Annotated in this window: 13 protein-coding genes; 2 read left to right on the forward strand and 11 right to left on the reverse strand. The window is 46.9% G+C overall.

The features are described from left to right. Positions 1 to 6: 6 nt before the first annotated feature. The 5 genes from K6Y21_RS04550 to K6Y21_RS04570 all read right to left on the reverse strand — a co-directional run bounded on the left by K6Y21_RS04550 (position 7) and on the right by K6Y21_RS04570 (position 19227). Positions 7 to 1323 carry an HlyD family type I secretion periplasmic adaptor subunit gene (locus tag K6Y21_RS04550; RefSeq protein WP_233070584.1) on the reverse strand — a complete coding sequence of 439 codons (1317 nt, stop codon included), beginning with the start codon at positions 1321 to 1323 and terminating at the stop codon, positions 7 to 9. Further along, the gene (locus tag K6Y21_RS04555) at positions 1320 to 3497 is read right to left on the reverse strand and encodes a type I secretion system permease/ATPase (protein ID WP_233070585.1); all 2178 of its coding nucleotides are present in this window, start codon (positions 3495 to 3497) and stop codon (positions 1320 to 1322) included. The genes K6Y21_RS04550 and K6Y21_RS04555 overlap by 4 nt, the downstream gene beginning before the upstream one ends. Further along, positions 3498 to 16979: a T1SS-143 repeat domain-containing protein gene (locus K6Y21_RS04560; protein WP_233070586.1), complete on the reverse strand. Its 13482-nt coding sequence runs from the start codon at positions 16977 to 16979 to the stop codon at positions 3498 to 3500. It lies immediately after the preceding gene. Between the two features lie 344 nt (positions 16980 to 17323). Then, a complete protein-coding gene (gene mdh, locus K6Y21_RS04565; protein ID WP_233070587.1) occupies positions 17324 to 18256 on the reverse strand; it encodes a malate dehydrogenase in 933 nt (310 codons plus the stop codon). Positions 18257 to 18495: 239 nt separating this feature from the next. Beyond that, positions 18496 to 19227: a transporter substrate-binding domain-containing protein gene (locus tag K6Y21_RS04570; RefSeq protein WP_233070588.1), complete on the reverse strand. Its 732-nt coding sequence runs from the start codon at positions 19225 to 19227 to the stop codon at positions 18496 to 18498. A 263-nt stretch (positions 19228 to 19490) separates the two neighbouring features. Between K6Y21_RS04570 and argR the strand changes: the two genes are divergently transcribed. Next, positions 19491 to 19958: a transcriptional regulator ArgR gene (gene argR, locus K6Y21_RS04575; protein ID WP_233070589.1), complete on the forward strand. Its 468-nt coding sequence runs from the start codon at positions 19491 to 19493 to the stop codon at positions 19956 to 19958. Between the two features lie 83 nt (positions 19959 to 20041). Here argR and K6Y21_RS04580 read toward each other — a convergent pair whose 3' ends face one another. From K6Y21_RS04580 to glnK, 5 genes are all read right to left on the reverse strand, one after another. Next, positions 20042 to 21082, reverse strand: a complete 1041-nt coding sequence (locus K6Y21_RS04580) for an ABC transporter ATP-binding protein (RefSeq protein WP_233070590.1) — start codon at positions 21080 to 21082, stop codon at positions 20042 to 20044. Between the two features lie 22 nt (positions 21083 to 21104). Beyond that, entirely contained in the window at positions 21105 to 22733 is a 1629-nt protein-coding gene (locus tag K6Y21_RS04585) for an ABC transporter permease (RefSeq protein WP_233070591.1), read from the reverse strand. Positions 22734 to 22758: 25 nt separating this feature from the next. Further along, positions 22759 to 23778, reverse strand: coding sequence for a Fe(3+) ABC transporter substrate-binding protein (locus K6Y21_RS04590; RefSeq protein WP_432757974.1), 1020 nt, complete (start codon positions 23776 to 23778; stop codon positions 22759 to 22761). A gap of 478 nt (positions 23779 to 24256) precedes the next feature. Beyond that, positions 24257 to 25489 carry an ammonium transporter gene (locus K6Y21_RS04595; protein WP_233070592.1) on the reverse strand — a complete coding sequence of 411 codons (1233 nt, stop codon included), beginning with the start codon at positions 25487 to 25489 and terminating at the stop codon, positions 24257 to 24259. A 13-nt stretch (positions 25490 to 25502) separates the two neighbouring features. Then, on the reverse strand, positions 25503 to 25841 hold the full coding sequence (gene glnK / locus K6Y21_RS04600) for a P-II family nitrogen regulator (protein WP_233070593.1): 339 nt from the start codon (positions 25839 to 25841) through the stop codon (positions 25503 to 25505). A 259-nt stretch (positions 25842 to 26100) separates the two neighbouring features. Here glnK and arfB point away from each other — a divergent pair, with 259 nt between their 5' ends. Continuing rightward, entirely contained in the window at positions 26101 to 26523 is a 423-nt protein-coding gene (arfB, locus tag K6Y21_RS04605; RefSeq protein ID WP_432757975.1) for an alternative ribosome rescue aminoacyl-tRNA hydrolase ArfB, read from the forward strand. Positions 26524 to 26549: 26 nt separating this feature from the next. Here the strand turns inward: arfB and K6Y21_RS04610 are convergent, their stop codons facing one another. Then, entirely contained in the window at positions 26550 to 26921 is a 372-nt protein-coding gene (locus K6Y21_RS04610; RefSeq protein WP_285229716.1) for a YacL family protein, read from the reverse strand. Positions 26922 to 26988 lie beyond the last annotated feature (67 nt).

The following is a 26988-nucleotide window of genomic DNA, read 5'->3' on the forward strand; positions in this document are numbered from 1 at the left end:
TGTTTTTTATGGCTCCCGAAGGGCTGCCGCTTTGGCTCTAAGTAAAGGCTTAAGCCAATAATTTAAAACTGTTTTCTTTCCCGTCAGCACATCGACACTGGCTTGCATACCGGGAATAATGGCAAAGTTCACCTGCTCGGGTGAGGTTTCAATATGAGCAAGATAATAGGTTGTGCCTTCTTCATCTTGCAGTGCATCCGGGCTGATATAGGTCACCTCACCTTGCTCGCCGCCGTAAATGACAAAATCATAAGCGGTAAACTTAACGGTGGCGGTTAACCCTAGACGCAAATAGGCGATATCTTTTGGCTGGATCTTGGTTTCAATGATCAGCTTGTCGGCCATGGGCACCACTTCCATGATGGATTCCCCCGGCTTGATCACACCGCCCAAGGTCCGCCGGTTGATCTCTTTAACCTTGCCCGCCAGCGGCGAATACAAAGAAGTGCGTTGCAATTGATCTTCCAGAGCAGGCTGGCTTTCATTGAGCTGCGCAAACTGATTTTGCGCCTCGGTCAACTGACTGCGCGCCTTGGTGCGATATTCGCGAGCCAAATTGCTTAGGTCGGTGATGGCTTCGGCCTTCGCCGCGATGAGTTTTTTCTCGTTGAGGCGAGAACTGCTGACTTCCCCACGCAGTCGCACATGATCTCGTTGTAATTTAAGTAGCTCGACTTCGGCAATGGCACCGCTTTCGACACTGGCCTGTGTTAGCTTCAACTCTTTGCTGACAAAGCTTAAGCTTTGTTGCAAGGTCGCCGTGTGGCTTTTGGCTTCATTGAGGGCCTGATTGGCTTGCTCTATTTGTTGCTGCTCTTGCTTTAAGCGCGACATTAATTGCTCTAATCGCTCTAAATACTCGGCTTGCACCGCCAGTGCGCTGATGTCATCTAAATCGCGCGTATCCACTGCCACTTCGGTGATCTGCACCCGTTGACGCCAATCATTTTGGTCATCGTCTATCTGAACGCTCGCTAACTCGGCTTCCAAGCGGCGTATAGCAATCGTCAATGCTTGCAGCTGTTGCCGGGTTTCTTGATAGGCTGCTTTAAATCGAGTGTTGTCTAAGGTGGCTAGCAACTGGCCTTGGCTAACAATATCCCCTTGTTTCACATGCAAAGTAGCCAATAAGCCGCCTTCTAGGCTTTGGATTTGTTGCACTGCTTGCGCAGGTACGACCCGGCCTTCGCCGACAATCACTTCATCGAGCTCGGCCCAGCTGGCCCAAGCGATAATGCTGATGATCAGCGCTGCCACTATCCAGACTAAACGCCGAGAATGCTTAGCTTTAAGTTGCTGTTGCCAATATAACTGCTGACTCATGCTTCACCTCGGCTCAGGTTAATTTTAGTGACGCGCTGAGTTTTATTGTCATGACGTTCAACTGGCTGGCTTGTCCCAGACTCGCGTAAACCTAACTGAGCTAAGATTTGCGCCTTAGGGCCATCGGCAATAATTTTGCCTTGCTCCATCACGATCACACGTTGGCACAAAGCCAGCATGGCCGGTTTATGGCTGACGATGACCATGCCCACGCTGGCATCTAGCTGCATTAACCCTTTGATGACAGCGAGTTCGGTTTGCTGATCCATGGCGCTGGTGGGCTCATCCAGTAATAATAAATGTGCGTTACGCAATAACGCCCGCGCCAATGCCACGGCTTGTCTTTGTCCACCCGACAAATAGCGCCCGCCTTCACCTACTTGGGTTTCTAACCCTTGAGGTAAACGGTTAGCCAACTGGTTTAAGCCCGAGATTTGTAACACCCGTGCCAGCTGGGTTTGATCCACCTGATCCTGCCCCGCGGTGATGTTTTCCAGCACAGAGCCAAAAAACAAGCTGGGTTGCTGGGACACCCAGCCTGTGGCGGCGCGGATAACGCTAGCAGGCCAAAGCTGCGCGTCAATATCGTCATACTGCATCTGGCCTGAGCTAATGGGATATTGATTAGCCAGCAGCGCTAGCAAGCTAGACTTACCCGCCCCCGCAGCACCTAGGATAGCAACTCGCTCTCCCGGATTAATGGTGAGATTAATCTCTGACACGATGGCAAATTCTTGATCAGGGAAGGTAAAGTTAGCCTGTCGCAAGCTTATCTTGCCACTAAACTCAGGCTTGTCGACTACTTGATGGGCACTGGATTCCTGCTCAAGTTGCATCACGGCTTCTAAACCTTGGATGGCCGCTTTAGATTGTTGATAACGCAGCAACAAACCCGATACCTGATTCATGGCACCTGCACTACGGCCACTAAGCATCACAATCGCAATCAAGCCACCCATGCTGAGTAAGCCTTCGGCGATTTGATATACGCCAACCACAATAAGGCCTATGGTGACTAACTGCTGACTATTCATCACCAAATGGGTGACCGTGCTGGCAAGGTGTTTTGCCTTGATGTTCCAATCGGCTAAATCCGCCACCGTGTGTTGCCAGCGGCGCTGGGCTTCGCCTTCACCGTTAATTTGTTTAATTTCAACTAGGTTGTTTAGGCTTTCCACCAGATGAGCTTGGCGCTGAGTCGACAACTTGCCGGTTTCATCCAAGGCTTGTTTCACCTTAGGTTGAACCGCCAAACTGGCAAGCAAAATAAACAGCATCACAGCTAAAGGAATAAACACCATGCCTCCACCCAGCCAAGCAATTAGCGCTAAGAACATTAAGGTAAAAGGTAAGTCCACTAAGGTAACCATGGTCGCCGAAGTTAAAAATTCTCTCACACTATCAAATTCTTGAATTTGCTTACTAAAAGCGCCAACGGATTGCGGACGATGTAGCAGCTTCATGCCCATGGCATTGGCAAACAGTTTAGACGATAGATTCACGTCAACCTGACGCCCTGCCATGTCACTCAAATGGCTGCGCGATTGACGCAGCAGCCAATCAAATATCAGCGCGATAAAAGCCCCCGTAGCCAACACCCAGAGGCTGTCAAAGGCGGCATTAGGTACCACGCGATCGTACACATTCATGGTAAATAGGGGGATCACGAGAGCGAGCAAGTTAACCAAACAAGACGCGACGATAAGATCGCGATACCAAGGTTTCACTTGGGCCAAGGCTTGACGAAACCAATGCTTTTCTTGTGTCGGTTGAAACTCTTCTACCCTCTGGTCAATTTTTGCCTGGGCCGACACCAACCAAATACCATTTGCTTGCTTGGTTAAGCTGATAACAGGCTGAGTTTGCTCCGATTGCGACTGCAGATCCCAACAACAAGCTTGTTGTTGCTCAATGGCCGTTATGATGACAGGCCCAGTTGGTAATACCACCAAGATGGGAAGATTAGCGGCGACCAATTGACTTGGCTTAGCTAATTGGCAGTTTAAACTGGCATTAGCCATACTCTGGACCAATGAGTCTAGGGTTATTTTCCCTGCCTCAAGAGGCACCCCAGCCAGGACTTTCTCGCGATGGCAACGGATCTGAAAATGCCTTGCAAAATACAGCACAGCTTCGCAATAAGGGTCAATATTAGCTTCCAACGTCATGCTCATTTACTGCCCCGTGATCAAGGTTTGATCATTGACCAAGCGAGTTAGAATATCGGCTTCCGATACGCCAGAACTACTTTCACCATACAGGGTATCGATATCGACGCCACTTAGCTCTATGGTTTGTACTTGGTTGGTGCCGTCAAGCTTAATGGTGATCAGAGTCGAACCGCTACTATCATCCAGATCAATCACATTATCCAAGGCACTGGCATTACTCACATCAACCGACGCGAGTAAATTAGACAAATTAATACTGTCTTCACCCACGCTGAAATCCGTGATCACATCTTGTGCTGGTGTTCCTTGATCGGCGGCGTTAAACACAAATTGATCGGCGCCAGTCCCTCCGGTTAAGGTATCATTGCCTGAGCCGGCCACTATGATGTCATCGGCTGCACTGCCGGTGAAGCTGCCAGTGTCATTAACGACTGAAACCTTAATGATCTGCTCTGTTCCTTGGGCCTGATCGCTACCTAGTGTCGCAATCGGCGTAAAGGTTAATTCAAAATCTTGTACTTGGCTTAACCCTTCTAAGGTAAGGTCTGCTAACTCATCTTGTGTTAGCAGCCAATCTGCGCCATCGGCAACACCATGATTAAAGGTCACGCCTGCGGGTAGCCCGCTAACTCTAACGGAACCTGTCTCACTTGGATCTGGGTTAATCAGCTCCATTTCTAACGTCAGTGGCACTGAGCTATTTTGTGCTGCCAGCACTTGATCAAATTGACTGGTTAAAATCGGCTCATCCACCACTGGTGTTAAATCTAGGGTCATGTGATGAATAGCGGGATCGCCAAGATCCGTTTCCAACACCCCACCCACGATGGCCTTATCAAAGGTGCCCACGGAGACGGTTAAATCAAAATGACCAAAGGCATCTGGGCCTGTGATTAATTCAAACCCATCCAGTTCACTGGCGTTGATAATCAAGGTTGCCGTCGCTTGCTTGCCCGTTAAGGTAAAGCCGGCCTCTTGACTGCCAACGCGGATCCCTGATAATCCTTCAAAAGCGGTCAGGTCTGAGCCAAACTCGACCGTGACACTTAAGCGGATCAATTCATTACTGTTGGTTTCGAGGCTCACCGCATTTAAATCTATATGTGTGACATCCCCCTCTTGTCCGGTTAAGGCATCGGGCGCATTAAACAGCTGTACATCATCGCCGATAGGGAGCACTTCTAAAGTGAAGTTACCTTCGGTGGTCACAAAATCGGTTGTGCCTATCTCATAAGTGATGACGTTAACCTGCAATGGAATATCACCACTAAAATCCAATGGCGGTTTGATCACCAGCTTAGCGAGATCAGCCGGATCGACCGCCCAGCTATAGGTGGCTAAACCGTTAAAACTGCCACCATCTGGGCCGTTATTGGGTACTGGCGTATAGCTACCACCGCCATTATCTATAGCCACAATAGAGCCAGCGGGAACACCACTAAGCTCAATCGACATAGTCTCTGAGCCATCTTGGTCGATAAAGTTCACCCCGAGATCTTGTAAACTGATATAGGTATCTTCATCACCACGCACATTGCTAGCGGTAATACTGGCCTTATCGGTGATAGGTTGAACGTCCAATACCAAGGTTGTGGTCGCTGTGCCTGTTGCCGTATTCGTTGAGCCATTACAGCCCGGTGCGGTATCGGTCACTTCAGCAACTACGCCTATGGTGATTTCACCGGAGCGATGTGGCGGAGGTAAATAACTAATTTGGTCAAGCTGAGCCATATCCGATACCTGATAAGTAACCGGACTGTCAGATATTTTGGTCAGCACACCATCGGGCGCGATCAAGCTGCCACCCTCATTGAGCACTAAGGTTAGCCCCGTTAAGGCCTCAACCCCCTCATTGGTAATATTGGAATCGGCAAACGCAGCCGTAAGATCAAGAGGGGTGATTTCATCTTCATTGATTTGATCTGCGCCAACGGTTAAATCAACGCCATCAACCACTGGGGTGATTTCAAGCTTAAGCTGTTGCAGCTCACTGCGGGTATCACCGCTGATGCTGTCGGTTGCCGTCACGTGCACGGGGATGGTCATCACCCCGGCAAAGTCCTTATCCTTCAATACGATATTTAACCCACCGATGGCGGATTCTTGAAACACGTATTGCACCACATATTTACCTGTGGGGTCGTAATCAGCAACCACGCCAGGGCCGGTAATGATGGCGCCATGAGCCAGTTCGCTGGCTAAAATAGTGAAGCTGACTTCGTCATTGCTGTCCCCAGCCACACTGGTATTTAAATGCCCAGCCGTTGAGATCACTTGGCCTTCTTGGCCATCAATCACGTTATCACAAGGTGCAGCGGGATCGATCGGCTGCAAATCATCGACATCACTCGCACTGCTGTCGGCGCTATCTTGTTTAAAGTGCACCTGAATGCTGGTGGTGATCATTTCTGCATCATCACCATCGAGCACTCGAGCACTAACGGCTAACGACACCGGGAATAAAGTTTTATCGCTGGAATGCACTTGTACATCTTTTAATATGTTAGCAGCATTTTCCATTACACTGGTCGAGGTCAATCCGCCTGCTGGGATCAACCAACGGCCATTGCCATCATGAATAGCCTGATTAGGTGAGCCATATTCAACATACCAAGTGGTGGCATTCGGGGCTTGGATCACAATGTAATCCAATACTTCAGATCCATCATTATCTTGATCATAAAAACCAACCGCGCCACTTAAGCGTATAGGGCTGCCATCGGTACTCTCCCGCACCGTATGATCGCTTTGTAAGCGAGTAATATCAGCCAAGGTTTCATTACCCGGCCCAGTGAGCTCTTCAACCTGTGCAATCACGGTTACGCTAGCACTGTCGGTAAAGCTTTGCGTCACCGTTTCTCCGGCTTCCGATGTATCTGTAATGTCATAAGCCACATTAAAATTAAATGTGCCACTGGCATCGGTTGGCGCCGCCACTGCAAGGCGGCCACTGGCCAATAAATCATCTAGGGTGGGCGAGCGGCCATCGACCAAGGAGGCAAGATCGAGGGGAACAGTTTGCGCTACGCCATCAAAATACAAGGTCATACCCGCTGGCATATCCTTGATAGTAAAGGCTGAAACTGACTCACTGCCATCTTGGTCTGCGCCAAGATTGGGTCGTAGATTCAACGCGACTTGCGTATCTTCTAACCCTTCACCACTATTAGCCGCTAACCCTGTGGAATCAATCACAGGCGAGATGTTCACCTCTAAGGTCAAAGCGTATTCGCTGTCATCCGCAGGTGGCTTAGCATCACCATCGGGCTCACTGTCACCGTCTGGCTCAGTAACAATAGCTTCAATATTTAACTTAACCACACCGCTAAAATCGGGTTTAGGCTTGAGATAAAGCTGCTTTAGTTCATCCACCGTCACTTGATAAACGGGCTGACCGAATTCATCAAAATGCGCCACCGTGATAGCCGCTGCGTTACCCGATGCATCGGTTAAGGCAAAGCCATCGGGCACGCCAGACAACAACAGGTTGAGATCTTCTGAGCCGTCATCATCTTCGGTCGCCATATGAATATTGAGCGGGATTAAGCTGTCTTCATAAAATACGGTGCTATTGCTAATAACCTGAGTAGCATCATCAAATACCCAGTCGCCATCAGCTATCACCGTCGGTGTATCAACAACACCTTTGAGGATCACCTCAAACTGCTTCTCGGTACTTTCAGCCGTTTCATTTACAGGTACAACTCCGCCTTGGGTTGATTCGGTGGCAATGGCTTTAACCGACACAAAGAAGCTACCGCTGACCGAACTAATATCCTCTTTGGGAAGTAGCGCTACCTTACCGGCTAATAAATCCTCACCATTAACTTGGTACTTGTCGCCACCTAAAGCAGTAAAACGACCGCCATCGATTGGAACTAAGCTCCAATCGGCGGGTAAGGTGACTTCAAAACTCAATGACTCACTGCCATCTAAGTCTGTTAATGCCCCCTCGATGGCTTTATTTAACAGGATCAACTCATCCTCTAGGCCTCTGACATCTTTAACCGATAGAGTTGGCTTATCGGCATCGGGAGCCACATTAATGATGACTAAATTTGCCGCGCCTGATTCTGTATCACCATTATCTTTTTCCGTTGCAACAGCTTGTATTGTAAAAACAAATGAACCCGCTAAATCTTGTCCAGTTTGAGCGTCCATTGTTAAGGTGAGTTTATCTAGTTCAGTCGCGCTAACCGTGTCACCATTAGTAATCACGCTGCCGTTTATACTTACCGTTAACCCAGCTTGAATATTATCAATGACATAACTGATTTTTTCTGAGCCGTCTTGGTCATACAGGTCTGCTTTGAACTGCATTTGGATCGCTTCACCGTCTTCTACCCCGGAATAACTAAACTGTGAATTGCTGGTATCCCAAATTGGCGCATCGGCATCAGACTCAACATGGATCCTGATGGTATTTTCTTCCACGAAAGGCATCGAATTCGTGGCGACATTAGCTTTAAAATTGATGTCTAAGATTTGTGTCGCGTCTGAGCTATTCAGTGCTGGAGTGAATACAAGATCACCTATAACTTGAAACACGCCCGTCGTGCCAATTTCTTCAAGCTGGGCTGCGTTGATAATAAGGTTACCATCAACATCGGTTGATAGTGCGCCGCCATTAAGAGTAATGGAGCCCCCTTGTAGGGATGCCTTATCTATGGTGATATGTGTCACCCTCTCGCCGTTATCCTGATCCCCGGTCGACACCTTCAAATCTAAGGTTAATGGCGTGTCTTCTATGGTGTCAGTATTGGTGATAGTTATTTCACCTGGCTTATCAGCCACGACTAATTCCAGGTAAGACTGAGCTTGGTCACCATCAAAATCTTCAACCACATAACGTATATTCTCAAATACCCCAAGGCCGACTGGCGCGACTTGGGTCACTAACGTACCCGTGCCATCGGCATTGATCGTCAAGGTGCCAAACGGGGTATTTTTGTCGTCAACTAATACAATGGCAGTGCCAACCGGATGTTCACTATTATCGGGCAAAATAACCTTAACAATTTCACCGCCATCGGCGCCGGTGATCTTGTCAGATAATAAGTTAAAGGTTTTAGTACTGCCTTCCACCACGGCCAACACGTCAACTTGCGAGCTAGGAATGTCATCCGCAATTTCAAGGTTGACGAGATGTTGGCTAGCGGCGCTAACGTCGCCATCGGCATCCACCGCTTGTACGGCTAAACTGATGGTTTTAACCGTATCGTCACTACCAAGATGATCAATGGGCCCCTTTAATTGCACCTTGATGGTGCCATCCAAGTTAAACTGGATCCTAAATACTTCTTGGCTACCTGCTTTTGCTAGCCACCAGCCATTTTTATTGGCTGCGCCAGCAAGCACCACGGGCTCACCATGACTGGTTAACCCAGGAATAGCCTGACCCGCTAAAACAGGATTAATAGCGACCACATCATCACTGCCTTGGTTTAACACAAAGCCTATTTTATCTGCATCAAAATCTTCACTCTGCAATTGGTTTTCATCCACTTGCAAGGTATCTGTGATGGCTAAGCTTGGGTTTAAGCCATCATTGATATTAACCGAGATAGTCACCTTACCCGTTGAGCCATCACTATCACTGACAAAGACAGGTAAGTTTAAGCTGGCATTGTTATTAAAGTTGCTTAAATCATGATCGATAGCTTGGTGCAAGGTAAAGTTAAGAGTAGCTTGAGCAGTTTGATTTGGATCTACGCCTAACGAGCTTGGCAAGGTCACAGTGAAGATCCTTGTGCCATCAGCGAGTACACCTTTATAGCTGCCATTGCCATCATCTTGCCAAGTAACTTGTAGGCCATTGTGCATTAGCGTTGAGCCATCACTTAGCAACACCGCTGAACCGGATGATATCTCTAACCCCACCTTAGTTAAGGCGTCTTGTGATGCGGTTAAGGTTAACGTGGATTGACCACTATTGGTGATGACTGATGGGGTGGTCGGTGCCTTAGGTATCTCTGTCACCGTTAACCCGAACCCTGTAATGTCGGGCGACTGACTATCGGCAATGTTGACCAACAAGGTTTGATCGACTTGGTCCTGATCAAAATCTTTGACGCTAACCACTAACGGGATTTCTAACTCGGCAACCGAATTATTGCTCACATCCAGCTGATCTATCGCCTGAAACAAGGTGACTTGGTATTGTAAATCGCTGTCGCCGGTGGCGTTGAGCGCCCCTTTTATTTCAACACTGAAAACATGATCTTTAGTGGGATCTAAACCTTTATAGGCAATCAGCGTATCCCCATCCATGACGTAATTAATAGGTACGGTGCCGGACGTTAAGCCTGCCGGCTGCTTACTGGGATCAAACCAAACCTGGGTGATTTGGTCGCTGCCAATATTTACCGTAAAGTCACCCACTGCGACCACATTGCCTGCGTTTAGATCTGTTTCATCCAGATTAGCAACACGGGTATTTTCCATGAAAGGATTATTACCATCAGCCACTTGCCAGATAAATTGCCCCGTGGCCATGGCCGTGCCGTCAAGATCCGTCGCGGTAATCGCCAGTGGCAAGGTTAAGTTATCACTCACTTGGTGATCAAATGGCAAGCTCTGAGTCAAGGTGACCGTCGCTTTGACATCTTGAACCACACCATTGGCTTGGCTGACGGCGCTGATATCAAATCGAATCACTTCTGCCACACCATTGTGGCCAATGATTTGCTTGCCATCTGAGCTTAAAGTAAAGATAACCAGCTCACCGTTACTGGTTAAGCGCCCAGTATTAAGGGAAATAACGGCGAGATTAGCAAATTTAACCGTACTCGCATCTAAGTCATCCGAGCCAGATGAAAGGGTAAAATCATGACTAATCGGAGTGGGGTTAGCGTAATCGGGCTCAGTATATTGTTCCCTAACATCCGCCATCTCTCCTTTGTCGCCATCAATTATGGTCAGGGTAACGTCGGCCGAGGCGGAATCTTTATCGCTATCTTGAATTTGATAACTAAAATTTAATTCTTGGGTTTGCTGATGATTTAAATTACGCGCGACTTCTAATTGCCAATGGCCAAATACATCGACCGTAAGCTTACCTTTATCGGTATCGAACACGGCATCTGTGGTGCCATTTACCGACTGAGTGACACCTTGGTAAGTCACACTCGTTAAGGTCAGGGGCGCATCTATGCTTTGGTCATTATCAAGTAAATTCCCCTGCTGCACCTGATCTTCAATCACATCAGCCAGATCCGGTTGAGCAAAAGGCGGGGCATCGCGTAAATTTAGGCTGGCTTCAAGGATCACTTTTTCTTGAGTTCCGTCGGCATCAATTTGCTGCACATCCACTAAGTAAGTAATCAAGGAAGATGGTTTACCCGCTTCTTGATCTAGCGGTAAAAACTGCGTCACACTAACGCGAGCCGAGCTCGGATCGAGCACCGCAATCGAAACCAGCTTGCCATCACCGTCGCGGCGTAGCTCGATTTGCAGTTGATTACTGCTGATATTTGCTGTGATACCCTGACCACCCGATGAAAGTCCTTTGAGCTGACTTTGATCTGCACTAAATGTGAGTTCACCATTAGTGACTTCCAACGCGGTCGAGTCACTTAACGCGCCTTTATTTAAGTCAACCTCAAACATCAGCATATACTGCGGCGCATTGAGATCCGGCGTTTCATCTTGCACGCTATTGCCCGCTTGATCGGCTACTTGAGCACTGATGCTCCAAACATCAAAGCGAGACAAGCTGGATACATCTATGTTGGGCACCCGCCATTGCCCACTGCTGTCTACTACACTGGTGTAAGTCAACGTGCTGGAGGCATCTTGTATCAACAAGGTGACCACCTGCCCTGCCTCAGCTGTGGTTGTACCAAATAGCTCGGTGACCTTACCTAGGATAAATTCAGTCGCATTGAGCCCAGTTAGGGTGTCAATATCGATGGCCAGCAAGGTATCTTTATTGACCGTATCTGACGCTGTGGCTAGGTTTCCTGCCACATCTGTCACCTCGGCCATCACCGTTAAAGTGCCTTCTGCCAAACTAGATAAATCAAGATCAACTAGGCTAAACTGACCACCGCTGACTTGGACGCTAAAGTGCTGGCTCACGCCGTTTACATCGGTGACAACGATAGCGACATCGCGGCCGTCTTCAACGTCGGTCACCGAGCCGACAATATCAACTTGGTTTATTTCGCTGGCATTTAAGGCATCATCACTGCCGGAAACAAATTCGACACTAATGGTGGCTAGGGTATCTTTACTGGCCACATCGGTGGCACTCACCAAATTGCCTGCCAGATCTGCCACCTCTACCCGCGCTGTGAGGTTGTTATCACCTTCCGCCAAGCCGGATAAATCAACGCTTGGCAGTACCCATTTACCGCCAATAACCGTGGTTTGAAAGCTTAACTGCTGACCCTTTTGGTCTTGCACCACCACATCAACTAACTGACCATCTTCAATCTGGCTGACGTCACCTTGAAGTCGCGTTTGGCCCACTTCCAGTTGGTTTAGGGTGTCGTCACTGCCCGTTATGATCTCTATGCTAACCTGAGCTAAGGTGTCTTTAACGGCACTGGCACTAGCACTGGCTGGGTTACCCGCTAAGTCTTCAACTTGGGCATTAACCGTTAAGGCTCCTTCATTAAAGCCAGATAAATCAAGGGGTGCATGGCTCCATTTACCATCTACCACCACAGCCGAATATTGGGCAGAAGTGTTGACGCCATCGGTTATGGTAAAGCGCACCACATCCCCATCTTCGACATCATTGGTTTGACCAAAGATCACAACCTGATTAATTTCGCTGGCGTTAAGTAGATTATCGCCGCCGCTTTCAATTCCGACGGTTAATACACTGAGCACATCTTTGAGCACGGTATCTGACGCCGTTGCAACGTTGCCCGCTTGGTCGGTGACACTGGCCACCGCCGTCAATGGCCCATCACTAAAGCCCGTAAGATCAAGCCCAGTTGCTGTCCATAAGCCATCTTTTATCACGGCTGTACCAGCGGCTTGCAGGCCTAGGCTATCGGTCACGACAACGGTGACGAGGGCGCCATCTTCAATATATTTCACACCACCAACAAAGGTCGCATTGGCGGACTCTTGCGCGTTGAGTCGGCCATCACCATTGGTTTTAATAAATATCAGGGTTTGCGCCAACACATCTTTGATGGCGTCATCACTGGCTTGAGCCGTATTACCTGCCTTATCTTGCACGGTTGCGGTGGCGGTTAATTCGCCTTCTTCAAGGCTGGAGAGATCAAGGTTATCAACCGACCATTTACCTTGCTTAACACTAGCCTCGGCATTAACGGTGTTGCCGTTGGCATCGCTGACCACTAGGTTGACCGTTTGGCCATTTTCAACCTGCACGACCGTACCATGAATATGAACCCCATTGATCTCAGCGCTGTTAAGCACATTGTCGGTGCCCGATTCAATCAAGATGTTAATACTGGCTTGGGTATCTTTAATGATTTGGGTATTTGCCGTGGCAATGTTGCCGGCTAGATCTTGCACCGTGGCCACAGCCGTGATCGGGCCATCTTGAAGTGGCGTTAAATCATTACCCAGAATAAACCAACGCCCATTATTCACTTGCGCGTTTAAGATTAAACTGTCGCCGTTTTGATCGCTCACCACGACTTGCACCCAACGGCCATCTTCCACGCTGGTGACTCTGCCTGCCAAAATCTCATTATCCGCTTCGCTGGCATTAAGGATACTGTCGCTAAGTTGCTGTTCAAAAAACAAATCAATGGTAGCGGTGGTGTCTTTTTCAACTTGTTGCTCAGCTATCGCAACGTTTCCTGCCTCGTCTTTTGCTAAGGCAATAAACGTGAGCTCACCATCAAACAGGGGCGTTAAGTCTAAATCTGGGAGTTGCCATTGACCGCCGGTTATCTCGGCAAAATAAAACTGACTTTGCTTGCCATCGGAAATTTCAATGATGACCTTTTGGCCATCCTCAATATGGCTGGCTTGTCCATGAATATGTACGCCTGTGACTTCAGAGTCATTGATCACTTGGTCTGAGCCCGCGTCGACATTGATGGTTAACTCGGCCAAGGTATCTTTTACGGCTTGGGCTTGCGCCGTTGCAACATTGCCGACGCGATCTTGTACTTGGGCGGTTGCCACCAGAGGGCCTTCTTCTAAGCCACTAAAATCTGCGGCAGGGATCTCAAAATAGTTAAATGTCACCGTGGTCACAAAGACCCGCTCATTGCCCGCTTGGTCGGTCACCGAAATTTGGACTAGTTCACCATTATTAACATCATTGGTGGTACCACTGAGTTTGGTTTTACCCACTTCACGGCCATTTAGCACCCCATCGCCATGGGTTTCTATATTCAATGACAGGGTGGCAAGGGTATCAATTCGCTCGGTCACGGGAGCCGATGCCACGTTACCCGCTTGGTCACTGACACTCGCGACCACATCAAACTTGCCGTCAGCAAAGTGGGAGATATCTAATCCCGAAACCAGATATCGGCCATTCTCAACAATGGTCGTTACTGAGCCTGTATTGCCTTGGCTATCTGTCGCTGTGATGGTGACAACTTGACCATCTTCTACACCCTTAACCCAACCATAAGCACGACCATTTTGGGTTTCTATTGAGTTTAACCAACCGTCACCACCATCATCGACAAATAGGGTGATTTCAGCATAGGTATCTTTATCTGCTTGGGCATTGGCGGTGGCAAGGTTACCGACTTTGTCGGTAACCTCTGCTGAGACTTGCAATGGGCCATCTGCCAAGGTCGATAAATCAATTGGCGATATTTGATAACCATTACCGTCAACTTGGGTGACTAGGTTAATTTGTTGGCCGAGTTGATCGGTGATGGTTATGTTGACGCGTTCGCCATCATTCACCTCAAACACACTGCCGCGAATGGTTGCACCCAGCGATTCTTGCTGGTTAATCACCCCATCACCACCGGTCAAGATATTCACCGAGATGGTGGCTTTGGTATCAATTAAAACCGTGTCGGTAGCTTGGGCTGGGTTACCCGCATTATCAACCGTAGTAGCCGTAGCAGTGAACTCACCATCGGCAAAAGCACTTAAGTCTAGGCCAGTGACAAAATAGCGACCTTGCTGCACCGTGGTGGTGATGCTGCCGGTATTTCCTTGAGCGTCTATCGCGGTAATTTGGATTTGGGTGCCATCGGCAATGCCGGTTACCTCACCAAAGGCAGCCACATGTTGGATTTCTTCGCTATTAAGCCAGCCATCCCCCCCGTCATAAATAGTTAAGGTTATCTCTGCTAGGGTGTCTTTGTTTACCGTTTCGCTAGCCAACGCGGTATTTCCGACCCTATCTTGCACTTCAGCTGTGATGGTAAGGGGGCCATCTTTTAACAAACTGATATCAGCATCACGCACCACCCATTGGCCATTTTTTACCGTGGCGAAAAACTCGGCGCTATTGCGACCATCAGACACTGTCAAGGTCAGCACTTGACCATCTTCAACTTGGCTTACGGAGCCAAAAAAGTGGCTTGCCAGTGACTCTTGTTGATTAATGATGCCATCCCCCCCATCGGCAACGTTCAAGGTGACCGATGCGAGGGTGTCCTTATAGGCTGTTGCCGACGCCGTCGCGGGGTTGCCGGCTTGATCTTGAGTCGAAGCGCTAACCTTAATAGGCCCTTCAGCTAATTCCGATAAATCGACGTGAAACAGGTTGAAAACATGGTTATTGACCGAGGTTTCAAAATACAGGGTCTTGCCATTCACATCGGTCACGCTGATTTCGATTGGCTCTCCTTGATCAACATTAAAGGTCGTGCCTGTAATGTGGGCATTGAGCACTTCATTTTGATTGAGTGCCCCATCACCGCCGGTGAGAATATTGACCGATAGGGTCGCTTTAGTGTCGATTAACACACTGTCAGAGGCGGTCGCTGAATTCCCCGCTTTATCCGTCACCACAGCCGTGGCGGTAAAGGTGCCTTCTGCGAAATGGCTCAAGTCTAAGTCATTGACCCAAAAGCGTCCTTGTTCAACTACCACCGTAATTGAACCGGAATTTCCTTGGGCATCAAGGGCACTGATGGTCACTAAGCTGCCGTCTTCAACACCACTGACTTGCCCCCAACCCGACACGTTTAGAATTTCTTGTCCGTTTAACCAACCGTCACCGCCATCGTTGATATGTAAGGAAATCACGGCAAAGGTATCTTTTAATACTTGATGGGAGTCCGAAGCGGGGTTACCGGCTTTGTCACTGGCAAATGCAGTAAAGTTTAATTCACCATCTTGAAGCGTTGATAAATCAACTTGGGGTAATTGCCACTGACCGTTAATGACTATGGTGGTGAACTCAAGTTGGTTAACGCCATCACTCACTTGAACCGTCACCGTTTGGCCATCTTCAATATTCAAGGCATGGCCTGAGATATGCGCCTGATTCGACTCAGCCAAATTAAGTACGTCATCGCCGCCATCAAACACGGTGATGGTCAGACTTGCTTGGGTATCTTTAAGGATGGTGGCAGCACCTGTCGCCGTGTTACCCGCTAAATCAACTGCGCTTATATGGGCGTCAATTACACCATCAGCAAATCCAGTTAAGTCTTGTTCGCCTAATGACCAGGTTTCTCCTTCAACCACTATTTCAAAGGTTTGGCTAAACCCTGTCACATCCGTTAGGGTGACGCTAAGTAACTGCCCATCTTCAATGCCTATCACCTTACCGGATAATTGCTCATTATCGGTTTCGGCTAAATTGATAACGCCATCTTCACCTTGCTGCTCGAAGCTAACAGATACCTGCGCCAAGGTATCGAGCCAAGATTGGGTTTCACTGCTCACCGTATTGCCGTAACGGTCCGTGACCGATGCAACCACGGTTAAAGGCCCTTGGGCGAAGCCGGTAAAATCAACGTCACCTAACGACCATGTATTGGCCACTATCGTCGTCGAGTACTCTCGGGAAACGCCTTGTGAATCCGTGATCACCACTAGCACTGGCCAGCCTGATTCAATATCAAGCGTACCACCAAATACTTCCGTCGATGGAGCTTCTTCACGGTTAATAACTTGGTCTTCACCATGGTCAACCGTTACCGTGATCTTGGCATCAAGCTTCAAACGACCCGCTAACTCTCTGGGTTGTTCATTTCTTGGCAGGGCAATATCCAGCCCAGGATTAGTTTGATAGCCCGCTTTAGCGATCACTTCATCATGGTCTGCTGCGATGGTCGCAAAATAAGACGCGCCTTCACTCAGGGGGGAGATAGCATTATCGGTACGGGTAACATTGCTTGATGTGATTGAGCCTAACTGAGGGACTACGCTATCTGGAATAGTAAAAACCTGCTGCTCAATGCTCAGTTGCAAGGCTCCGTCATCCCCTTGAGTGATATAGGGAGATATATCACTGATAAAGGGTAAGCTAGGGTTTATTTGTGCACTCGACTCTAATAATAACCAACGGCCATCGGCAAACACTTGCCAAATTAATCCATCAACTTCAACGTACAAAATAACCATCTTCGCTTATAACCTTCATCACAGATTTATAATCCGAATTTAACATAGTTAAATTTGCATAAAAATATAATCAAACCAAAACAACTGGATAATCACAATAAAAAAGGGAAAACCACTGGGTATATTCACTAACTACAAGGGGTTGTATCCCATCAACCTGGATATGTTTGATTTAAGCAATGGCTTACAGGCGTTTAGGCATAGCATTGAGTGTGCCAGCTAGCTGGCAAGTGTAATAGTGATCCTGACCGGCGTCGTGCTAGGGCCTATTGGAGTTAATGGCCGAGTAAACAGGCAAAAAAAAGAGGAGCTATGCTCCTCTTTATTGTGATGTAGCGTGACAATTAAACGAAATCAACGCCTTTTTGGATATCGCCTTTTAGCGTATCTAGCATTTCAGTTAGTGCTTTTTGCTCAAACTCGCTCACATCACCATAAGGTAATACTTGTTCAACACCGTTTTTGCCAAGTAGAACAGGTTGAGCGAAGAATTCTGCGTGCTCGCTGCCACCGTCAACGTAAGTACACTCAACGATGCCTTGCTTACCGTTTAGTGCAGCAACCACAGATAGACCAAAGCGTGCTGCCGCTTGACCCATAGATAGAGTTGCAGAGCCGCCACCCGCTTTAGCTTCAACCACTTCAGTACCCGCGTTTTGGATGCGAGTAGTTAGGCTAGCAATCTCTTCAGCAGAGAATTCAACACCTTGTACTTGAGATAGTAAAGGAAGGATAGTCACGCCTGAGTGGCCGCCAATCACGTTCACTTTAATATCTGTTGCTTTCAGACCTTTTGCTTCAGCAATAAATGTTTCGCTACGGATAACATCCAGTGTCGTTACACCGAAAAGTTTGTTCTTGTCGTAAACACCCGCGTTTTTTAGCACTTCACGTGCAATCGCCACTGTGGTGTTAACTGGGTTAGTAATAATACCGATACACGCTTTAGGACACGTCGCTGCTACTTTTTCAATCAGGTTCTTAACGATGCCTGCGTTAACATTGAATAGATCCGCGCGATCCATACCAGGTTTACGCGCAACGCCTGCTGAAATTAATACCAGATCAGCACCTACTAAAGCAGGTGTAGGATCTTCACCAGCAAAACCTTCAATCGCAACGTCAGTTGGGATGTGGCTTAGGTCTTTTGCAACACCCGGTGTTACTGGGGCGATGTCATAAAGAGATAATTCTGAACCCGCTGGTAATTCGTTTTTCAACAATAGAGATAAGGCTTGGCCGATACCGCCCGCAGCGCCTAGAACAGCAACTTTCATGTGGTTGTCTCCGTTATATGTAGGTGAGGTTTATTTGTTTTTGTTATGCGGGCAAAGTCTATGAGATCCCCCACAAAAACACAAATTGTTAACAGAGGTGAAACCCTAAGATGTGAGCAAATATAAAAAAACAAGCTGTTTGGCTCACGAAATTTAACATTTTGTTAGCATTTAATCGCTCCCCTCCCCCCTACGAAACACTACCATCGGACTCAATAGTGGCACGTAGTCAATCATACTTAATCAAGATAACGTGAAATAATCCGTTCGTACTCGCCCGATAGTTTAATCTGCTGCAGCGCTTGATTTAGCTGCTCTAGTAGTGCTGAGTTGTTCTTATTAACCGCGATGGCATAACCCTCACTAAAGTAGTGCGGGTCTATTAACGTCTCTCCAACAATTGCAAACTCCTTGTTATCAGGCTGAGCTAACCATACTTTTGCGACGGCATAATCCACCAACACGAGGTCAACATTGTCATTTTGCAAATCAACAAACGCCGTTAAATAGCTGTGATACGGCACAACCAGAACGCGCTCCATACTTGCCTTATCGATTAAATAGCGCAAATGTACGCTGCCATTTTGCACACCGATTGATTGGCCTGAAAAATCATGGTGTGACTGATAGCGATTCATTCTAGCCACAAACACCGCCCCACTGTCGTAATATAAATCACTGAAGGCCACCAACTTTCGTCGTGCTGGGGTTGGATTTAATGCAGCGATAACCGCATCAAAATTATTAAACTGCAAGCCCGGCAACAACCTATCAAACCCCTTATGTAAAAATTCACATTGCACCTTCATTTGCTGGCACAGGGCATTGGCTATGTCGATGTCCAAACCTTGAAACTGCCCTGATTCATCTAAATATTCAAAAGGCGGGTAGTTTGCCTCTGTGGCTATTTTCAGTGTGCCTGCGGCCAAACAAGGAAAGCTTAAGAAAAGCAAGACAATCAGTTTCCACATAAACAATCCCTAGACTAAGCGTGATATAACAAGACGAAAAAACATTCTGCTAATTTTAGATTATTTTCATTATTAGATGGCAATGGCTAACTCTTTTTTTACTTAGCATTGACCCTAAACACAATAAGCACTATTAGCTGAGTCTGAATGGATTATTTAGTGATACTGTTCGCTTTCTGCCTTAGTGAGTGATTGAATTACTTGCGAGATTTTGACTTTTTATGCAATATTGCAGCATATTATTGACTGAATATGTATTTGGAATGAAAAATAGCGACAAGCAAGACCGATTGATCGAAGCATTTAAATCTTTGCTTAAAGAAGAAACATTTGGCTCACAAGGTGAGATTGTGAATGCCTTACAAGCGCAAGGCTTTGATAACATAAACCAGTCTAAAGTGTCACGCATGCTAAACCGTTTTGGCGCCGTGCGCACTCGCAATGCCAAATCGGAAATGGTGTATTGTTTACCCGCCGAGCTCGGCGTACCTGCAACAAGTAGCCCACTCAAAAACTTGGTCAGTGACATCGACCATAATGAGGCCTTAGTCGTGATCCGTACTAGCCCGGGAGCGGCTCAGCTAATAGCTCGCTTGCTGGATTCACTAAGTAAAGCCGATGGAATATTAGGCACCATCGCCGGAGATGACACTATTTTTATCACTCCAACTAACACCAAAGAAATCCAAAAGACCGTCATGACGGTTAAGAGCCTATTTGATATGCGCTAGCCTGTGCGACTTGAGGCTTAACCCTACTTGGTTACAAGTCGCTCTCTTCGCTCTTGTGACCGCTCTTGTGATCGCCCTTGTGACTAAGTAGGCCGATTGTCAAAAATGATCAATTCGTGTGGCTGTACTGTGACATCCACTTTTTGCTGCACGCACATGGGTTGAGCAATTTGACATTCAAATTGCAGCCCTTGTTGATTAACCACCACCTTAGAGCTAGCGCCTAAGAATTGGACTTCTTGTACCACCCCTTTTCCTTCTGGATTGAGTGCAAGATTCAACTGCTGAGGTCGCAGCAAGATTTCACAATCACTGCCTAAACTTTTATGATGGGCTACGGTGCCGCAAATGCGGCCAAGAGAAGTCGTCACATGGCGTTCATCAAGCACTTTTGCCTCAATATAGTTGCCCCCCCCCAGAAAATCTGCCACAAAACGTGTCGCGGGTCTCAAGTAGAGTTGATCGGGCGTGCCCACTTGAACGATTCGCCCTTGATCTAACACCGCTAGCTTATCGGCAAAAGCAAAGGCCTCTTCCTTGGAATGTGTAACGAAAACCGCGCTGATACCCGCTTGCTTTAAGATCCGTTTGATCTCTGCGATCAATTCCAATCTCACTTGGCTATCAATATTAGAAAAAGGTTCATCGAGCAACATAATATCGGGCTGGTATGCTAATGCGCGCGCAATCGCTACACGCTGCTGTTGACCGCCCGATAATTGATGAGGATAGCGATCTGCAAAATCCGATAGCTTAACCAAGGCCAATACCTGATCAGCGCGACTGTGTTGCTCAGCTTGAGTGAGGTGGTCGATACCAAACACCACGTTTTCCATCACCGTCATATGTGGAAACAGGGCATAATCCTGAAATATCATCCCGACTTTGCGCTGTTCAGCTGGGATATGCAGATTGTCACCATTCACTTGGCGGCCATTAATGGTGATGTCACCCGATTTTAGTGGCAATAAGCCGGCAATCGCTTTTAACAAGGTGGTTTTACCGCAACCACTTGAGCCAAGCAAACACAAGATTTCATTACTCTCAAGGGCAACACTCATATCAGAGAGGATCTCGACCCCGTTGTAGCTGCAATGTACCTGAGCTATCTCTAATGCTGACATTACTGAATACCTTCCTTATCCGTTAATGCTGCTCAATTGAGCGGCTTAGTACAATCAACGGAATTAGTCCAACTAATACAATGACAATGGCGGGCAACGCACCATATTCAATCATTTCATCAGACACAAATTCAAAAACATAGGTCGCCAAGGTCTCAAAATTAAACGGGCGTAAAATCAACGCCGCAGGCAACTCTTTCATTGACTCGATAAACACTAACAATAGAGCGGTGAAACACCCCTTACTGATCAAGGGGATATGTACCTTTCGCACCATGTTAAAGCTACTTTTGCCTAAGGTTTTCGATACCATGTCGAGTGAGGGCGGTATTTTATTCAGGCTGCCCTCTACAGCCCCAACGGCAATGGCACTAAAGCGCACTAAGTAGCCACAGATGAGCGCCAAGATTGAGCCGCTAAAAAATAACCCTGGGCCAGTGCCGCCAAAAAACTCAACCACCTCATTTAGGCGATGATCTAACCAACCAAGGGGAATCAAGATACCGATGGCCAATACCGTCCCCGGTACGGCATAACCCATAGAGCATAGGCGCGCGGGAATGTCTGAACCACGGCGCACATGTAAGCGACGAAACAGGCCCACTAACATCGCAATCACACAAGCTATCAAAGCCACCACCCCTGCAAGTAACAGGGTATCTAAACTATAGCGCACAAACTGCTCGGTCCAAGATTGTTCAAAATAGGAGTAGGCGTAATAGATCAACATTAAAAATGGCAGTAAAAAGCCAATCCAAACTAAGCCCCAACAGAAAGCACTCGCAAGCCATTTTTGCCAACCAAGTAACTTAATCAAATGCTTGGTTTCTTGACCCATACTTTTTTGAAACACTTTTTGCTTACGTCGGCTAAAACGCTCTAAGCCAATAATTAATACCACGGCGACCAACATCAAAGATGAAATTTTAGCCGCCGCATTTAAATTGCCATACCCCAACCAAGTATCGTAAACCGCACGGGTTAGGGTATTCACAGCAAAAAAGTCCACGGTCGCAAAGTCCGCCAAGGTTTCCATGGCAATCAAAGATAGGCCTATCGCAATGGAAGGGCGCGCTAAGGGTAAACTAATACGCCAAAAGGCTTGCGCTCGGGTTTTGCCCAACAACTGTGCAGAGTGCATTAGGGTGTCAGATTGCTCTAAAAAAGAGGTTCTGGCGAGTAAATATAAGTAGGGAAATAGCACGCTCGCTAATATAACAATGGCCCCGCCCATGCTACGGATATTAGGAAACCAATAATCTTGAGCCGATTGCCAACCAAACAGGTCGCGCAAGGCACCTTGAACAGGACCGGCAAAATCCAGCAGCTCGGTATAAAGTGCGGCCACCACATAAGCTGGCATGGCAAGGGGCAGCATCAACGCCCACTGCAAATATTTTCGCCCAGGAATATCACACATGGCCATAAACCAAGCTGCGGGAATGGCCATCATGGCGCTGAGTATGCCAACACCCAAAATTAACAAAACCGTGTTGAGGATATAATCCCACATCACGGTTTGCATCAGGTGCTGAAACAGCGCTTGTGCAGGCACTAGGCCTTGATAAATAATCGCTAAAACAGGAAAAACCAGTAGTAGGCTAACGGCCCAGCTACTGGTTATCCAAGATAATGATAATCTTGAGTACATTTATTTACTCAAGGGAATATATCCCTTATAAGTCAAATTTCACTTCGTCCAACAACTTAAGCGCAACGGCACGTTGTTTGGCTACTTCTGCTAATGAAACTGGATCTGACTTGAACTCACCCCAAGATGCTACTAGATCAGAAAGTGCAACGCCTGGTTTAACTGGGTATTCATAGTTAACTTCAGCGTACATCTTTTGTGCAACATCATCAGACAAGAATTCCATCAACTTCACTGCATTGTCTTTATTTGGTGAATATTTAGTTAAAGATACACCACTGATGTTTACGTGAGTTCCGCGGTTTGCTTGGTTAGGGAAGTTAATTTCGACTGCCTCAGCCCAAGAAACTTGCTTTTCATCGTTCACCATTTTACCTAGGTAGTAGTTATTACCTAGAGAAAGATCACAGAAGCCTTCTTTAATGGCTTTTACTTGATCGCGATCGTTACCTTGCGGTTTACGCGCTAAGTTCGCTTTGACGCCTTCTAGCCATTTCTTCGTTTCTGCTTCACCGTGCGCAACGATCATAGATGAGATTAGCGCAACATTGTAAGGATGCTTACCGCTGCGAGTACAAATTTTACCTTTGTACTTAGCATCAGCTAAATCTTCATAATTAAATGTCGGTAATTTACCAAGACGCTCTTTTGAAGAGTATACATTACGAACACGTGTTGTTAGCGCAAACCATTGATCTGCCGGATCACGGTATTGGGCAGGAATATTACCTTCTAGTGTTTCACTTTGCACGGGTTGCACTAAATCTTTTTCAACAAGCTCAATTGAACGGCTAATATCTACGGTGAGTACAAGATCCGCCGGACTTAATTTACCTTCACGTTCTAGACGCTCAACTAGGCCTTTCTTAGCGAAAACAATATTCACTTTAATACCCGTCTCTTCGGTGAACTTTTCCATGATAGGTTCAATCAAGAATGACTGGCGGTAAGAATAGACATTCACTTCTTCTGAAGCAGCCAAAACCGATGGCGCAGAAAGAGAGCTGACTAATAGACTAGCGGCAAGAAATAAGCCTTTTTTCACTTTGAACTCCTAATAAGTGTAATGATAACGATTACTATCTCGTTTATTATAGCTATTTTTTCAACGGTGTCATCAAAAACAAGATAATAATCATTCCTATTCATATTAAAATGAGTTTTAAGCATAGGCTTATACCCAAGATATCTCAAGATACTGGATTCAGAGCCGCTCATTATGTTCAGTTTGAGGCAAAAAGACGAAGGAATAGCATTCCCTTTCTAGGCTTTTTAACGAAAAAATGGACGTAATGAGCGACTCCCAAGGGGCGAGTTTTGTAGGCTGTTATGCTTTGTTGCTGATTTTCAACGTAGAGCAACTATGTCTCAAATCAGCGTCGCGCCTAACAGCCTACAAATTCTCGCTGAACAAGCATCTTGAGGTAACTTGGGTATATACAAAAAAGCCCCAAACAAGTTGGGGCAAATGCAGACAACAACATATAAAAAAGAGGAGGCATTAACCACGCCTCCTCAAGGTTTTAACGGCTTGGACGTACCGTTACAAACTCAGGATAAGCATCAACACCACAATCGTGAATGTCCATGCCGCTTAACTCTTCTTCTTCACCAACACGGATACCCATGGTTTGTTTCAAAATCGCCCAAACAATGAATGAAGCGATGAAGACAAAACCAAAGATCACTGCGGCACCGTATAGCTGAGCACCGAAAGAAGCATCAGCATTGGAGAATGGCACAACCATTAGACCAAACAGGCCACACACACCGTGCACCGAAATCGCACCAACAGGATCATCGATTTTGATTTTATCGAAGGCAACGATGCTAAATACCACTAGGCCACCGGCTAACACACCGATAAGCGCCGCAAACAGTGGGCTTGGTGATAGCGGATCTGCGGTAATCGCAACCAAACCAGCTAGCGCACCATTTAACATCATGGTTAGGTCAGCTTTACCCCACTTAATCTTAGTCACGACTAAAGCAAAGATGGCACCCGTTGCAGCCGCAGCGTTGGTGTTAACAAAAATCTGGCCCACAGCTGTGGCGTTCTCTGCGTCTGAGATAAGCAGTTGAGAACCACCGTTGAAACCAAACCACCCCATCCAAAGGATAAATGTACCTAAGGTAGCCAGTGGCATGTTTGATCCAGGGATAGGATGGATTTCACCATTCTTACCGTATTTACCCTTACGCGCACCCAGTAGTAGCACAGCAGCTAAAGCAGCAGCAGCACCGGCCATGTGAACAATACCTGAGCCAGCAAAGTCAGAGAAACCTGCAGCAGAAAGGAAACCGCCACCCCACGTCCAGTAGCCTTCGATAGGGTAAATAACGCCCGTCAACACAACACTAAAGGCCAAGAATGCCCATAGCTTCATACGCTCCGCAACCGCACCCGACACGATTGACATGGCTGTAGCAACAAATACCACTTGGAAGAAGAAATCCGACTCAAGTGAGTGGTCAGCCCCTTCTGCTTGACTACCAATTAACGCGCCAAAGCTAGGTAAGAATCCCCCTTCGGCGTTATCGACGTACATGATGTTGTAACCAATTAATAAATACATGGTACAAGCAATCGCATAAAGTGCGACGTTCTTGGTTAAGATTTCTGTGGTGTTTTTAGAGCGTACTAGACCTGCTTCTAACATGGCGAAACCTGCCGCCATCCACATGACTAATACACCTGACATTAAAAAGTAAAACGTGTCTAGCGCAAAGCGCAATTCAATCACTGTGTTTTCCATGATCCTATCTCCCTTACAGTGCTTCGTTGTCTAGCTCACCGGTACGAATGCGCACCACTTGAGATAGCTCATATACAAAAATTTTGCCGTCACCAATTTTGCCGGTGTAAGCTGCGCTGGTGATGGCTTCAATTAAACGATCAACGTTGTCTTCAGTCGTGGCAATGTCGAGCTTTACCTTAGGTAAAAAATCAACATTGTATTCAGCACCACGATATAATTCGGTGTGACCTTTTTGACGGCCAAATCCTTTTACTTCTGTCACGGTGAGGCCTTCAACGCCGACTTCCGCAACCGCCTCTCGCACGTCATCTAATTTAAACGGCTTGATAATCGCACTGATCATTTTCATATTTACTCTCCCTAAGCATCATTTTTAATTTTGTTACTCTTGTTGTTACAAGTGCTGTGCCAACTTTAAAAGGAACTAAATATCAACAACTTAGATTAACAGGAGTTTTCAGGATGACTTTTGTGCACCAGATCAATGCAACATGTCATTAACAATGCTCATTCAAGGGGCAGGCGCGGTTCAGCAGAGTGACGAACCCTTTTCACACATTCCGCGTTAAAAACGTTACACTGCAAAGGAAAAAGAAAGAGAGCAAACCGTGGACAACATCATCATTTCACAGCGGGTCATGATCCCAATTAAAGAAATCGAAATAACGCATATTCGCGCACAGGGCGCTGGGGGTCAGCACATCAATAAAGTCAGCAGTGCCATCCAACTGCGTTTTAACTTTCAAGCGTCGCCTTCATTACCTGATAGTTACAAGCAAGGCTTAAGGGCCATGAGCGACCAACGCATCAGTAAAAATGGCGACATAATAATTAAGGCGCAAACCTCACGCAGCCAAGATGTGAATAAACAAGAAGCGATTGAGCGTTTAATCGCTCTGATCCAACAAGCGAACGTGGTAAAGAAACGCCGAATTGCAACAAAACCCACCAAGGCATCAAAAGCCAGGCGGTTAAATGCAAAAGCAGTTAAGGGAAATGTAAAAAAGATGCGCGCTAAGGTGAGCTATTGACAGCCCGAGGCACTTGTACTGGGTGTTTAGCAGCCTTCTCGAATAAACCGTTCATAAGAGCGTAGCATTTGCTCAAAGTCTTCTAGCCCAGCTAAGGCAATACTTTCTTCGTCGTAATAGTGCAGATCTTCGGGTAACTCACCTTGTTCGGATAGCAGGACATTGGCGATCACTTTCGCTTCATCCTGATTGAGAAACAGTGAGAACTCACTGCCCAATAATTCAAACTGCTCCAGCTGTTGTTGCTGAAGCAGTTGAATTTGTTCAAATAAGCGTGCTATGCCCGCAAGATCACTTGTTAGCTCTTGCTCCAACCAAGTTCCCATTGCCTCATGGCCCATGGAAAATTGACATCTTATTGTTTTGTATAGCACGTCACGCTTAAATTCAAACTCCAAAATCGAACCTCATATTGTCAGTCTCGCTCGATTGAGGATTTTACCTTAGAGCTTGAACTTAGCACTC

Origin of the sequence: Motilimonas eburnea (assembly GCF_021295345.1) — a bacterium.
GTDB classification, from domain to species: Bacteria; Pseudomonadota; Gammaproteobacteria; order Enterobacterales; family CBDFNC01; genus Motilimonas; species Motilimonas eburnea.

Bases quoted from the DNA above. Each gene is read 5' to 3' on its own strand.
- K6Y21_RS04550 (WP_233070584.1), bottom strand. From the start codon at position 1,323: ATGAGTCAGCAGTTATATTGGCAACAGCAACTTAAAGCTAAGCATTCT.
- K6Y21_RS04555 (WP_233070585.1), bottom strand. From the start codon at position 3,497: ATGAGCATGACGTTGGAAGCTAATATTGACCCTTATTGCGAAGCTGTG.
- K6Y21_RS04560 (WP_233070586.1), bottom strand. From the start codon at position 16,979: ATGGTTATTTTGTACGTTGAAGTTGATGGATTAATTTGGCAAGTGTTT.
- mdh (WP_233070587.1), bottom strand. From the start codon at position 18,256: ATGAAAGTTGCTGTTCTAGGCGCTGCGGGCGGTATCGGCCAAGCCTTA.
- K6Y21_RS04570 (WP_233070588.1), bottom strand. From the start codon at position 19,227: ATGTGGAAACTGATTGTCTTGCTTTTCTTAAGCTTTCCTTGTTTGGCC.
- argR (WP_233070589.1), top strand. From the start codon at position 19,491: ATGAAAAATAGCGACAAGCAAGACCGATTGATCGAAGCATTTAAATCT.
- K6Y21_RS04580 (WP_233070590.1), bottom strand. From the start codon at position 21,082: ATGTCAGCATTAGAGATAGCTCAGGTACATTGCAGCTACAACGGGGTC.
- K6Y21_RS04585 (WP_233070591.1), bottom strand. From the start codon at position 22,733: ATGTACTCAAGATTATCATTATCTTGGATAACCAGTAGCTGGGCCGTT.
- K6Y21_RS04595 (WP_233070592.1), bottom strand. From the start codon at position 25,489: ATGGAAAACACAGTGATTGAATTGCGCTTTGCGCTAGACACGTTTTAC.
- glnK (WP_233070593.1), bottom strand. From the start codon at position 25,841: ATGAAAATGATCAGTGCGATTATCAAGCCGTTTAAATTAGATGACGTG.